This window comes from Streptomyces albus subsp. chlorinus (genome assembly GCF_013302895.1).
Lineage (GTDB): Bacteria > Actinomycetota > Actinomycetes > Streptomycetales > Streptomycetaceae > Streptomyces > Streptomyces chlorinus.
This window is the reverse complement of record NZ_VJOK01000001.1, coordinates 1,193,572-1,205,932: the sequence shown is the minus strand read 5'-3', so window position 1 is coordinate 1,205,932 and position 12,361 is coordinate 1,193,572. Positions and strand designations below refer to the sequence as shown.

10 protein-coding genes and 1 pseudogene are annotated in these 12,361 nt (G+C 72.3%); 10 read left to right on the top strand and 1 reads right to left on the bottom strand.

The features are described 5' to 3' along the window. Positions 1-751 (bottom strand): annotated as a pseudogene (locus FM076_RS05540) (LacI family DNA-binding transcriptional regulator); the annotation flags it as partial. Between the two features lie 83 nt (positions 752-834). On the opposite strand from FM076_RS05540, the gene FM076_RS05535 reads away from it, so the two are divergent. The 10 genes from FM076_RS05535 to FM076_RS05490 all read left to right on the top strand — a co-directional run bounded on the left by FM076_RS05535 (position 835) and on the right by FM076_RS05490 (position 12,154). After that, positions 835-2,079, top strand: coding sequence for an MFS transporter (locus FM076_RS05535; protein ID WP_173868799.1), 1,245 nt, complete (start codon positions 835-837; stop codon positions 2,077-2,079). Between the two features lie 59 nt (positions 2,080-2,138). Next, positions 2,139-3,500 (top strand): Pup--protein ligase, encoded by a 1,362-nt coding sequence (gene pafA / locus FM076_RS05530; RefSeq protein ID WP_173868798.1) that lies wholly within the window; start codon positions 2,139-2,141, stop codon positions 3,498-3,500. Positions 3,501-3,691: 191 nt separating this feature from the next. After that, complete coding sequence (locus tag FM076_RS05525; protein WP_173868797.1) at positions 3,692-4,669, top strand: FKBP-type peptidyl-prolyl cis-trans isomerase; 978 nt, start codon at positions 3,692-3,694, stop codon at positions 4,667-4,669. Between the two features lie 112 nt (positions 4,670-4,781). Further along, complete coding sequence (locus FM076_RS05520) at positions 4,782-5,156, top strand: FKBP-type peptidyl-prolyl cis-trans isomerase (protein ID WP_173868796.1); 375 nt, start codon at positions 4,782-4,784, stop codon at positions 5,154-5,156. Positions 5,157-5,314: 158 nt separating this feature from the next. Next, positions 5,315-6,316 (top strand): helix-turn-helix transcriptional regulator, encoded by a 1,002-nt coding sequence (locus FM076_RS05515; protein ID WP_173868795.1) that lies wholly within the window; start codon positions 5,315-5,317, stop codon positions 6,314-6,316. A gap of 16 nt (positions 6,317-6,332) precedes the next feature. Further along, positions 6,333-7,373 carry a helix-turn-helix transcriptional regulator gene (locus FM076_RS05510; protein ID WP_173868794.1) on the top strand — a complete coding sequence of 347 codons (1,041 nt, stop codon included), beginning with the start codon at positions 6,333-6,335 and terminating at the stop codon, positions 7,371-7,373. Between the two features lie 10 nt (positions 7,374-7,383). Continuing rightward, on the top strand, positions 7,384-7,629 hold the full coding sequence (locus tag FM076_RS05505; RefSeq protein WP_173868793.1) for a hypothetical protein: 246 nt from the start codon (positions 7,384-7,386) through the stop codon (positions 7,627-7,629). Positions 7,630-7,847: 218 nt separating this feature from the next. Continuing rightward, positions 7,848-8,129, top strand: a complete 282-nt coding sequence (gene tatA, locus FM076_RS05500) for a Sec-independent protein translocase subunit TatA (RefSeq protein ID WP_173868792.1) — start codon at positions 7,848-7,850, stop codon at positions 8,127-8,129. Positions 8,130-8,227: 98 nt separating this feature from the next. After that, entirely contained in the window at positions 8,228-9,202 is a 975-nt protein-coding gene (gene tatC, locus FM076_RS05495) for a twin-arginine translocase subunit TatC (protein WP_173868791.1), read from the top strand. 135 nt (positions 9,203-9,337) lie between these two features. Further along, on the top strand, positions 9,338-12,154 hold the full coding sequence (locus tag FM076_RS05490) for a DEAD/DEAH box helicase (RefSeq protein WP_173868790.1): 2,817 nt from the start codon (positions 9,338-9,340) through the stop codon (positions 12,152-12,154). The last annotated feature ends 207 nt before the right edge of the window (positions 12,155-12,361 follow it).

Sequence of the window (12,361 nt, the reverse complement as noted above, 5' to 3'; positions counted from 1 at the left end):
GTCAGGGCCCGCGTCGCCGCCTCCAGGCCCCGGCCACGCCGAGCGGGGCCCGCTCGGCCGTCACCACTTCGCCCCCGCCCGCGCGCAGCGTCTCGCGCAGGGCGCGTCCGCGGACGGCGAAGGTCCAGGAGTCCACGGCCGCGGCGATGTGGGCGACGCGGCGGTGGCCCATCTCCCGCAGGTGGACGGCCACCTGGCGCATGCCGTCGGCGATGTCCACGTTCACGGTGGCGTCGCAGGCCCCCTCGTCGCTGTCGAGCATCACCAGGGGCAGGCCCTCGCCCTCGCCGCGCAGCGCGGCGAGGGCCTCGGGCGCCATGGAGGAGGCGATGACGCCGTCGAGGGCCGTGCGGGCGGAGGCGAAGGGGTCGGGGGCGGTGCCGATCCCCTCGGGGGAGGGGTAGAGGAGGAGCCCGAAGTCGTGGGCGGTGGCGACCTCGGCGGCGCCCCGGTGGACGGCGGCGAAGAAGTCGCCGGTGAGCGCGGGGACGACGAGCAGCGCGGTGCGGGTGCGTCCGAGGCGCAGGGTGCGCGCGGCGAGGTTGGGCCGGTAGCCGAGCGCGCGGGCGGCGGCGCGTACGGCCTCGGCGGTGCGCGCGGAGACCCTGCCCTCCCACTTGCCGCCCAGGACGAGGGAGACGGTGGCCTGGGAGACGCCGGCGGCGCTCGCCACGTCGTGCCCGGTGGGCCGGGGACGGCCGGAGCGCCCGCCGTCCCGCGCTGTGCCTTCCGGCCCGGATTTTTCCGGCACGACATACTCCTTCACCCCGGCTCGTGGGCATGGTACGTATGACGACGCCGTTATACGTAAAACCATCGCTGAGGAGTGGCCGGATGGCGACGGGGTACGTCGAACTGCTACGGGCCAGGCACGCGGTGCGCCTGCTGGCGGGAACGCTGGTGGGCAGGCTGCCGAACGCCACGGGACCGCTCGCCATCGCGCTGTTCATCCGCGCGGAGGGCGGCAGCATGGCGCTGGCCGGCGCGCTCTCGGCGGTCTACGGGCTCGCCACCGCGCTCGGACAGCCGATGCTCGGCCGCCTGGTGGACCTGTACGGGCAGCCGCGGGTGATGCTGCCGGCCGCGCTGGTCTCCGCGCTGGGCGCCGCCGCACTGGCGCTCACGGGGCTCGCCTCCCTGCCGGCGGCCTACCTCTGCGTGCTGGTCTTCGGGCTGTTCACGCCGCCGCTGGAGGGCGGTTTGCGCGCGCTGTGGCCCGATGTGCTGCGCCGCGAGGAGCAGGTGCACACGGCCTACGCGCTGGACGCCGTCGCGCAGGAGGTGCTGTTCGCGGCCGGACCGCTGGTGGTCACCCTGCTGGTCGCCGGGTGGAGCGAGGCGGCGGCGCTGCTCGTCGTCAACGTGCTGGGGGCGCTGGGCGCCCTGTCCGTGGTCGTCTCGCCGCCGTCGCGCCGCTGGCGCTCCGCACCCCGCAAGCCGCACTGGCTGGGCGCGCTGCGCTCGCCGGGCCTGAAGGTGCTGCTGGCGGCCTTCTTCTTCGTCGGGCTCGGCCTGGGCACCTTCGCGCTGGCCGCCGTCTCCTACGCCGACGGCCACGGGGACTCCCTGATCTCCACCTATCTGCTGGCGGCCCAGGGCGCGGGGGCCCTGGTGGGCGGGGTCGCCTACGGGGCGCGCGGCTGGCCCGGCAGCCACGAGGGGCGGCTGCGGGTCCTGGTGGGCCTGTACGCGGTGGGCAACCTGCCCCTCGCCCTGGTGCCGGGTGTGCCGTCGATGGTGCTGCTGGGCGCCCTCTCGGGGCTCTTCTTGGCGCCGTCGCTGGCGTGCGCGTTCGTCGTGGTGGACCGCCACGCCCCAACCGGGACGGTGACGGAGGCGTTCTCCTGGCTGGTCACCACGTTCGGGGTGGGGGCGGCGGCCGGTACGGCGGCGGTGGGCACGGTCATCGAGCGGGGCGGCACGGAAGCGGGCTTCGCGGTCGCGGGCGGGGGCGGAGTGGCCGCGCTGCTGGTCATGCTGGCCGCCCGGCGGGTCCTGAGGCCGCCGGCGGAGGCGGGCCGCGGCGTGGTGGCCACCACGCCGGTGCCGCTGCCGTGTGCGGAGGCCGAGGAGCGCTGAGGGGAACGAGCAGGACGGAACCCGGTTTCAGATCGTCCCGGCAGGCGTAATGTTCAGTCATGGACCGCCGAATCTTCGGGCTGGAGAACGAGTACGGCGTCACATGTACGTTCCGGGGCCAGCGGCGGCTGTCCCCCGACGAGGTGGCGCGGTACCTCTTCCGCCGTGTGGTGTCATGGGGCCGCAGCAGCAACGTGTTTCTGCGGAACGGCGCGCGGCTCTATCTGGACGTGGGCTCGCACCCGGAGTACGCGACACCCGAGTGCGACAGCGTGACCGAACTGGTCACCCACGACAAGTCGGGTGAGCGCATCCTCGAAGGACTGCTCGTCGACGCCGAACGCCGCCTGCACGAGGAGGGGATCGCGGGCGACGTCTATCTCTTCAAGAACAACACCGACTCGGCGGGCAACTCCTACGGCTGCCACGAGAACTATCTGGTGGCCCGGCACGGGGAGTTCTCGCGGCTCGCGGACGTGCTCATCCCCTTCCTGGTGACGCGGCAGCTGGTGTGCGGCGCGGGCAAGGTGCTCCAGACCCCGCGGGGCGCCGTCTACTGCGTCAGCCAGCGCGCCGAGCACATCTGGGAGGGCGTCAGCTCCGCCACGACCCGCTCCCGCCCCATCATCAACACGCGTGACGAGCCGCACGCGGACGCGGAGCGCTACCGCAGGCTCCACGTCATCGTCGGCGACTCGAACATGTCCGAGACGACGATGCTCCTCAAGGTCGGCGCCACCGACCTGGTGCTGCGCATGATCGAGGCCGGCACCGTGATGCGGGACCTGACCCTGGAGAACCCGATCCGGGCCATCCGCGAGGTCAGCCACGACATCACCGGCCAGCGGAAGGTGCGCCTGGCCAGCGGCCGGGAGGCCTCGGCGCTGGAGGTGCAGCAGGAGTACTTCGACAAGGCGCTGGACTTCTGCGACCGGCGCGGCATCCGCACCGGCCGGGTCGAGCAGGTGCTGGAGCTGTGGGGGCGGGCGCTGGAGGCGGTCCGCAACCAGGAGCTGGACAAGATCAACACCGAGATCGACTGGGTGATGAAGTACCAGCTCATCGAGCGCTACCGGAACAAGCACAACATCACGATGTCGCACCCGAGGATCGCGCAGATAGACCTCGCCTACCACGACATCCACCGCCGCCGTGGGCTGTACTACCTGCTGGAGCGCAGCGGCAGGGCGGCGCGCATCTGCAACGACGTCAAGATCTTCGAGGGCAAGTCGGTGCCGCCGCAGACGACGCGGGCCCGGCTGCGCGGCGACTTCATCCGCAGGGCCCAGGAGCAGCGCCGCGACTTCACGGTGGACTGGGTGCATCTGAAGCTGAACGACCAGGCGCAGCGCACCGTGCTGTGCAAGGACCCGTTCCGTTCGGTGGATGAGCGCGTGGAGAAGCTGATCGCCGGGATGTGACGGGCGCCCGCCCGGGACCGGTGGCTCAGCGGCCGGGGTCGCCTTCCGCGGAAGGCGGCCCCGGCCGTTCGTCAGCCGGGGGTTGACCGGGGACGGGGTGCTTCCGTGTCGTGCGCGGTGGCCCCCTCGTTACCGGGACGTAGGCTGTGAGCCACTGTACGAACGACCCCTGACACCCGCGAGTGGGACACATGTTGCATTTTCCCGGGGGCTCGACCCCCCGCGCCCCCCGAGCCTCCCGGACGCTCTCCTCAAAGAGCACGCGCTCCGTCGCCGCCCTGCTGGCCGTCCCCCTGCTGGCCGTCTCGGCGGCGGCCTGCGGTGACGGCGGCTCCGACGGCAAGCCTCCGTCCGTGAGCGGCTCCTGGGGCAGGACGCCCAAGATCGACAAGGGCGAGGGCGACCCGCCGTCCGCGCTGAAGACCAAGGTCCTCAGGTCGGGGAAGGGCCAGAAGGTCCGCAAGGGCGATGTGATCAGCGCCTACTACGTCGGTCAGCTGTGGAACGGCAAGGAGTTCGACAGCAGTTGGAAGCGCAAGGCGCCCGACACCTTCCAGATCGGTACCGGCAAGGTCATCAAGGGCTGGGACGAGGCGCTGGTGGGCAGGAAGCTCGGCAGCCGCGTCGAGATCGTCGCCCCGCCGGACAAGGCGTACGGCGAGAAGGGGCGGCCGCCGTCCATCCCCGGGAACTCCACCCTGGTCTTCGTCGTCGACCTGAAGAAGATCACCCCCGGGGCGATCGACGGCAAGCCGGTCGACAAGCCGCAGAACCCCGAGCTGCCGAAGGTCAGCACCACGGTCCGCAAGGACAAGGCGCCGTCGGTCCGGATGCCCAAGGGCAGGGAAGAAGGGCCCGACCGGCTGGTCAGCGAGACGATCATCAAGGGCGACGGCAAGAAGGCGGTGGACGAGAAGAGCACCATCCTCGCCCACTTCACCGCCAAGTCCTGGAAGGGCGGCCAGCAGCTGGACGACACCTGGGCGCAGGGAGGCGCGCCGCAGCGGATCCCGGTGGCCCGGATCGCGGGGTGGAAGGAGGGGCTCAAGGGCGCCACGGCGGGCAGCCGCGTGGTGATCTCGGTGCCGGAGAGCTCATTCCCCAAGCAGCAGCGCAAGCAGGTCGAGGGCGGTGTCGTCTTCTCCGTGGACATCGTCGAGGTGGAGTGACCGTTCGGCGCCCCGTGGCCGCACCGGCGTCCCCCGGGCGCGCGGAAGGACTCCGCGGGCCCGTGGCAGACTGGCGCGGTTGTCCCGCAGACTCGTTCGTAGGAGCAATTTCGTGAGCATCGACAAGCCCGAGGTCGACTTCCCCGAGGGCGCCCCGCCCGCCGACCTGGAGATCCAGGACCTGTGGGAGGGGGACGGTCCCGAGGCCAAGGCCGGGGACAACGTCTCCGTGCACTACGTGGGCGTCTCCTTCTCCACGGGTGAGGAGTTCGACGCCAGCTGGAACCGCGGCAAGCCGCTGCAGTTCCAGCTCGGTGCCGGCCAGGTCATCGAGGGCTGGGACAAGGGCGTCCAGGGCATGAGGGTCGGCGGCCGGCGCCGGCTGACCATCCCGCCGCACCTCGCCTACGGCGAGCGCGGGGCGGGCGGCGGGCGGATCGCGCCCAACGAGACGCTGATCTTCGTCTGCGACCTCGTCGCGGTCTGAGAGCCGTCCGGCCGGCGGCTGGGCGACGGCTCGGCCAGGACCGGCCGCCACACCGACCGGGAGCCCCGCGGGCCGCGGGGCTCCCGGCTTTTGTCCGCCGCCGCGCTGGCGGTACGGTCGAGGGCCCAGCACAGCAGGAGAGAGGCACGAGGGAACCCATGGCTATTGCCAAGGCCGAGCGGCTGATGAATCTGGCGCTGTGCCTGCTGGGGGCCCGCCGCCCGCTCACCAAGCGTGAGCTGCGTGCCTCGATCGAGGCGTACGTCGAGGCGTTCGGCCCGGGGGAGGGCTGGGAGGGCGCGCCGGGGAACGAGGAGTCCTTCAGCCGCATGTTCGAGCGGGACAAGGACGACCTGCGCGAGCTGGGCCTGGTCATCGACACCGTCGACAACCTCGACGGTGAGACCGCCTATGTGGCCCGGCGCGACAGCAACCGCCTCCCGCCCATCACCCTGGACGCCGCCGAGGCCACCGCGCTGGGCCTCGCCGCCCGGGTCTGGCAGCAGGCCCGGCTCGCCGCCGCGGCCAGCGGCGCCCTCCAGAAGCTGCACGCCGCCGGTGGTATGCCGTCCGGCACCCTCCCCGAACAGGGCGGCGAGCGGCAGCTGGGCACGCTGGAGCCGCACATCCCCGCGCGGGAGGCCGCCTTCGAACCGCTGATGCTGGCCTGCCGCGACCGGCGTCCCGTGGTGTTCGACTACCGCAAGTCCAACGCGGCCCGCTCCGAGAAGCGCCACGTCGAACCGTGGACACTGGAGTGCTGGCGCGGGCACTGGTACCTCGCCGGCTGGGACAGGGAACGGCGGGCCGAGCGGGTCTTCCGGCTCTCCCGGATCACCGGACCGGTCCGCTCCCGCGCCGGTGCCTTCACCGCGCCCGTACCCGATCAGGTGACGGTGCGCGAGGCCGTGGAACGCTGGGCGGGAGAGGGCGCCACCGGCACCGCGCGGATCCGGCTGCGCGAGGGCGCGGGCTATCCGCTGCGCGCGCGGGCCCTGCACACCCGGGCGCTCGGCGACGGGTGGGACGAACTGGAGATCCCGTACGGGCACGGTCTCGACGCCTGGCTGGTGGAGTTCGGTCCCGACGTGGTCGTGCTGGAGCCCGCCGAGCTGCGTGCCGACGTGATCGACCGGCTGCGTGCCGTGGCCAAGGGCTGAGGGGGAGGAGCGCAGCATGGCAGTCAACGCCATCGACCAGACCCGCAGGATGCTCTCGCTGGTCACCTACCTCAAGGACCGGCCGGGTGCCCGGGTCGAGGAGGTCGCGCGCGCGTTCGGGATCAGCAGCGACGAGCTGATCTCCGACCTCAACGTGCTGCCCATGTGCGGCACCAGCTTCCGCGGCGGCGATCTGCTGGAGATCGACACCGACGGGGAGCGCATCTGGTGGCGGAACGCCGAGGCGCTGGGGGCCGACACCGCCCAGCCGCTGCGGCTGGCCGCCGACGAGGCCACCGCGCTGCTGGTCGCGGCCCGGGCCGTGGCCACGCTGCCGGGGCTGCGCGAGAGCGACCGGGACGCCCTGCAGCGGGCCACCGCCAAGCTGGAGACCGCCGCCGGGGAGAGCGCGGGAGCCAGCTCGCGGCTGTCGGTGACCTTCGAGTCGGAGGGCGGGGTCTTCGCCGATGTCGACCGGGCCATCGCCGAGCGCCGCAGGCTGTGGATCCGCTACTACTCGCCGGCCCGGGACGAGCTGACCGAGCGCGAGGTGGACCCGATCCGGCTCTTCGCGGTCGGCCACACCTACGTCGAGGCGTGGTGCCGCCTCTCGGAGGCGCGGCGCACCTTCCGGCTCGACCGGGTCGCCGCGATCAGACTGCTGGACGAGCGCTCCGACCCGCCGCCCATAGAGCCCCGCGACCTGAGCGCCGGCCTCGTGCAGCCGGCCGCCACCGATCCCGAGGTCGTCATCGAGGTCGGCCCCGGGGGGCGCTGGGTCGCCGAGTACTACCCGCACGACAGCGCGGAGGAGCTGCCCGACGGCGGACTGCGCATCACCCTGCGCACCCCGGACCCGGCCTCCCTGCGCCGTCTCGCACTGCGTCTGGGCCCCGACGGCCGGATCACGGCGCCGGAGGAACTGGCCGAGAGCGCCCGGGACGCCGCCCGGAAGGCGCTGGCCGCCTACGAGGAGGCCGGGGCGGGGACCGGGGTGGGCACCTGCGGGGCGGAGGGCGCGGTGGCCGGGGCCGGTGTCGAGGCGGGGACGGCCTAAGCTGACGGGCATGCTCTGGCCGATGTTCTTTCTGGTGGTCGCGTTCTGCGGGATCGCCGTGCTCGGGGTCCTCGCCGTCCGTGTGGGTCTGGAGGTGCGCCGCTTCTCGCGCGCCGTGGGGGACAGCTCCGAGCGGATCACGCGGGCCGCGGAGAACCTGGAGCGGGCGGCGCTGCCGCTGGCCGTGCGGAGCGGCCGGGGCCACGGGGCCGGGGGCGGCGGCCGGGCGGAAGGGCAAGACCCGAACGAGGCATAACCGACTTCCGGGCGGTCTCCAGCCCCCGACGGGGGAGCGGTAGGCTGCCAGATGCCGCGTCGACGACAGCCGGGGTGCGCAATCGGGCGGATGCACAGGGATTGCCCGGTGTTCACTCCGCAGGGTTACGATCGATGCGGCACGTCAGCACGATGCAGCCAGTCCGATTCATCCGGCAGGCAAGGAAACCCGCCGCCCCGGCGAGAAGGTAGTGGCACATGATCGCAGGTTTGAAGCCCATGGAGATCGTTCTGATTCTCCTTGTCATCCTGCTGCTGTTCGGCGCCAAGAAGCTCCCGGACATGGCCCGTTCGCTCGGAAAGTCGGCCCGCATCCTCAAGAGCGAAGCCAAGCAGATGAAGAAGGAAAGCGCTTCGGACAGCGACGCGGACAACCGCGGCGAGGCCCAGTCGGCGCCGAAGACCATCCAGGCCGCCCCGGGTGACGTCTCGACCTCGCGTCCCGTCAGCGAGCCGGCGGACCAGCCCAAGAAGAGCTGAGCCGGCCGGCCGCGCCGACCGTGTCCGTCTCCGCCGCGCGGCGCGGGCCGTGCGGTGGCCCAGAGCCGTATCCGACACTTCGAGACTGAGGACGAGGGTTGCTCAAGTCTGCCCGTAAGCAGGGTAAACAGCAGAAGGACCCCGAGGGGCGGATGCCCCTCGCGGACCATCTGCGGGAGTTGCGCAACCGTCTGATGAAGTCGGTGCTGGCCATTCTCGTCGTCACCATCGTGGCGATGGTCTACTACAAGCAGATCGCCGATTTCCTCATGCACCCGGTGCGGGAGTCGGTGGGCTGCACCAAGGGTTTCGGTGAGGCCGCCAAGGAGGGCGAGACCTGCGCCGAGATCACGATCAACGGCCTGATCGCCCCGTTCACGATCATGCTGAAAGTGGCCCTCACCGCAGGCGTCGTCATCGCCTCGCCGGTCTGGCTCTACCAGCTGTGGGGCTTCCTCGCGCCGGGGCTGCACAAGCACGAGAAGCGGTACGCGCGCTCCTTCGTCGGTGCCGGGGTGCCGCTGTTCGTCGCCGGTGCCTTCCTCGCCTATCTGATCCTGCCGAAGGCCGCCCGGACGCTGCTGGACTTCAGCCCCGACGGCGCCGGCAACCTCATCCCGCTCGACGACTTCCTCGACATCGTCACCCGCCTGGTCATCGTCTTCGGCCTGGCCTTCGAACTGCCGCTGCTGCTCGTCCTGCTGAACTTCGGCGGCATCCTGACCGGCAAGCGGCTGCTGGGCTGGTGGCGGGGCATGGTCATCGGCATCACCGTCTTCGCCGCCGTCGCCACCCCGACCGGTGACCCGCTGACGATGTGCGCGCTGGCCGCCCCCATCGTGCTGCTCTACTTCGCCGCCGTCGGCATCTGCTTCTTCAACGACCGCAGGCGCAGCAGGACCAACCCCTACGCCGGGCTGGACGACGACGAGGCGTCCCCGCTCGACCACACCCCCGAGGCCGTCGGCGCCTCCGAGGCCGTGCCCGGACCGCGGCCCGTCACCGGGGCCGGCAGCGGTGAGGACCCCGGCGACGGCCGGCAGCGGCGCGACGGCTACGACGACGTCACCTGAGCGGCGGACGTCCCCCGAGCGGCGGGCGACCGTACCGTGCCGGCCCGCCCTGGCCGCGCTGACCTGAGGTTTTGCCCCATCAGCCGGTAAAGATCGTGAGCTGTGTCAGGGGTGACCGGTAGGCTCGTAGTCACGATGACCGAGGATCTGTCCCCCGCGGAGCGGTACGCGGCGGCCCGCAGGCGCGCTGCGGATGAGGCCACCGCTCTCGCCCCCTTCCGTGACATGTACGACTTCGATCTGGATCCGTTCCAGATCGAGGCGTGCCAAGCCCTCGAAGCAGGAAAGGGAGTGCTGGTCGCGGCGCCGACCGGCTCAGGCAAGACCATCGTGGGCGAGTTCGCCGTCCACCTGGCCCTCACCCAGGGCCGCAAGTGCTTCTACACGACGCCCATCAAGGCCCTGTCGAACCAGAAGTACAACGACCTGGTCAAGCGGTACGGCGCCCGCGAGGTCGGGCTGCTGACCGGTGACAACAGCGTCAATTCCGAGGCCCCCATCGTCGTGATGACGACGGAGGTGCTGCGGAACATGCTGTACGCGGGCTCCAAATCGCTGCTGGGGCTCGGCTACGTGGTCATGGACGAGGTCCACTACCTCTCGGACCGCTTCCGCGGCGCCGTGTGGGAGGAAGTGATCATCCACCTCCCGGCCTCGGTGACGCTGGTCTCCCTCTCGGCGACCGTCTCCAACGCCGAGGAGTTCGGCGACTGGCTGGACACGGTGCGCGGGGACACCCAGGTGATCGTCTCCGAGAACCGCCCGGTGCCGCTGTGGCAGCACGTGCTCGCCGGGCGGCGGATGTACGACCTGTTCGAGGAGTCCGGGGACAAGCGCGAGGTCAACCCCGACCTGGTGCGGATGGCCCGGATGGAGAACAGCCGGGTGGGGGGCGGGCGCGACCGGCGGCGGGGCCGCCCGCAGCGGGAGGCCGACCGCGAGCGGGAGCGGCGGCAGCGTGCCCGGATCTGGACCCCGAGCCGCCCCGAGGTGATCGACCGGCTGGACTCGGAGGGCCTGCTCCCGGCGATCACGTTCATCTTCAGCCGCGCGGGCTGCGAGGCCGCCGTCCAGCAGTGCCTCTACTCGGGGCTGCGGCTCAACGACAGCGCGGCCCGCGCGCGGGTGCGCGAGATCGTGGAGCGGCGCACCGCCGACATCCCGGACAAGGACCTGCACGTCCTCGGCTACTTCGAGTGGCTGGAGGGGCTGGAGCGGGGCATCGCCGCGCACCACGCGGGCATGCTGCCCACCTTCAAGGAGGTCGTCGAGGAACTGTTCGTCCGCGGTCTGGTCAAGGCGGTCTTCGCCACCGAGACCCTGGCGCTGGGCATCAACATGCCCGCGCGCTCCGTGGTGCTGGAGAAGCTGGTCAAGTGGAACGGCGAGCAGCACGCGGACATCACCCCGGGCGAGTACACGCAGCTGACCGGGCGCGCCGGGCGGCGCGGCATCGACATCGAGGGCCACGCCGTGGTGCTGTGGCAGCGCGGCATGGACCCGGGCGCGCTGGCGGGCCTGGCGGGCGCGCGGACGTATCCGCTCCGCTCCTCCTTCAAACCGTCGTACAACATGGCGGTCAACCTCGTCTCGCAGTTCGGCAGGCACCGCTCGCGGGAGCTGCTGGAGACGTCGTTCGCGCAGTTCCAGGCCGACCGCTCGGTGGTCGGCATCTCCCGGCAGGTGCAGCGCAACGAGGAGGGCCTGGCGGGCTACCGGGCCTCGATGACCTGCCATCTGGGCGACTTCGAGGAGTACTCGGCGCTGCGCCGGCAACTCAAGGACCGTGAGACGGAGCTGGCCAAGCAGGGCGCCAACCAGCGCCGGGCCCAGGCGGCCGCCTCGCTGGAGCGGCTCAGGCCGGGCGACGTCATCCATGTGCCCACCGGCAAGTTCGCCGGTCTCGCGCTGGTGCTGGACCCGGGCGTGGCCGGGGGCCGGGGCTCCGCGCACCGCCGCGGCTTCGACGGCGGCACCGGCGGCGAGGGGCCGCGCCCGCTCGTCCTGACCGCGCAGCGGCAGGTCAAGCGGCTGGGCGCGATCGACTTCCCGGTGCCGGTGGAGCCGCTGGAGCGGATGCGCATCCCGAAGTCGTTCAACGCGCGCAGCCCGCAGTCCCGCCGCGATCTGGCCTCCGCGCTGCGTGCCAAGGCGGGCCACCACGCGCCCGAGCGGCACCGCAGACAGCGCTCGGCCGCCGCCGACGACCCCGAGATCGCGCGGCTGCGCAAGGCCATCCGCCAGCACCCCTGCCACGGTTGCGACGAGCGGGAGGACCACGCCCGCTGGGCCGAGCGCTACCACCGGCTCAAGCGGGACACACGCCAGCTGGAGCGGCGCATCGAGGGGCGTACGAACACCATCGCGCGCACCTTCGACCGGGTCTACGCGCTGCTGTCCGAACTCGGCTACCTCTCCGGCGACCACGTCACCGAGGACGGCCAGGTGCTCGCACGGCTCTACGGCGAACTGGACCTGCTCGCCTCCGAGTGCCTGCGCGAGGGGGTGTGGGAGGGGCTGCCGCCCGCGGAACTGGCCGCGTGCGTGTCCGCCCTGGTGTTCGAGTCACGCAGTACCGACGACGCGCTGCCGCCCAAGCTGCCCGGTGGCCGGGCCCGCGCCGCGCTGGGCGAGATGGTGCGCATCTGGGGCCGGCTGGACGCCCTGGAGGAGGACCACCGCATCACGGCCGCCGAGGGCGTCGGCCAGCGGGAACCCGACCTCGGCTTCGCCTGGGCCGCCTACCGCTGGGCGGACGGCCACGGCCTCGACGAGGTGCTCCGGGAGGCCGACATGCCCGCCGGTGACTTCGTCCGCTGGTGCAAGCAGGTCATCGACGTCCTCGGCCAGCTGGCCGCCGCCGCCCCCGAGGGCGGGACGGTGCCCAGGAACGCCCGCAGGGCGATCGACGGCATGCTGCGCGGGGTGGTGGCGTACTCCAGCGTGGGCTGAGAGCCGGCGTCCGCGTCCGCGCCAGGGCGCGATGGGCATGGGCAGGGGGCCGGCGCTGACCTGCTTCGGGCTGACCTGCCGGGGCTGGACTCGGCTCGGGGCTGGTTGGGCCTGGCCTGGGGGCTGCGGTGACCGCGGTGTTGACGCCGAGGCCCCCGGGCGGGATGTTCAGGCGTGCGTCAACTGCCGGGCACCGTGGCGCCGTAC

What these genes read in the sequence shown, in the direction of transcription:
- FM076_RS05535 (WP_173868799.1), top strand. Translation starts at nt 835, where the DNA reads ATGGCGACGGGGTACGTCGAACTGCTACGGGCCAGGCACGCGGTGCGC.
- pafA (WP_173868798.1), top strand. Translation starts at nt 2,139, where the DNA reads ATGGACCGCCGAATCTTCGGGCTGGAGAACGAGTACGGCGTCACATGT.
- FM076_RS05525 (WP_173868797.1), top strand. Translation starts at nt 3,692, where the DNA reads ATGTTGCATTTTCCCGGGGGCTCGACCCCCCGCGCCCCCCGAGCCTCC.
- FM076_RS05515 (WP_173868795.1), top strand. Translation starts at nt 5,315, where the DNA reads ATGGCTATTGCCAAGGCCGAGCGGCTGATGAATCTGGCGCTGTGCCTG.
- FM076_RS05510 (WP_173868794.1), top strand. Translation starts at nt 6,333, where the DNA reads ATGGCAGTCAACGCCATCGACCAGACCCGCAGGATGCTCTCGCTGGTC.
- FM076_RS05505 (WP_173868793.1), top strand. Translation starts at nt 7,384, where the DNA reads ATGCTCTGGCCGATGTTCTTTCTGGTGGTCGCGTTCTGCGGGATCGCC.
- tatA (WP_173868792.1), top strand. Translation starts at nt 7,848, where the DNA reads ATGATCGCAGGTTTGAAGCCCATGGAGATCGTTCTGATTCTCCTTGTC.
- FM076_RS05490 (WP_173868790.1), top strand. Translation starts at nt 9,338, where the DNA reads ATGACCGAGGATCTGTCCCCCGCGGAGCGGTACGCGGCGGCCCGCAGG.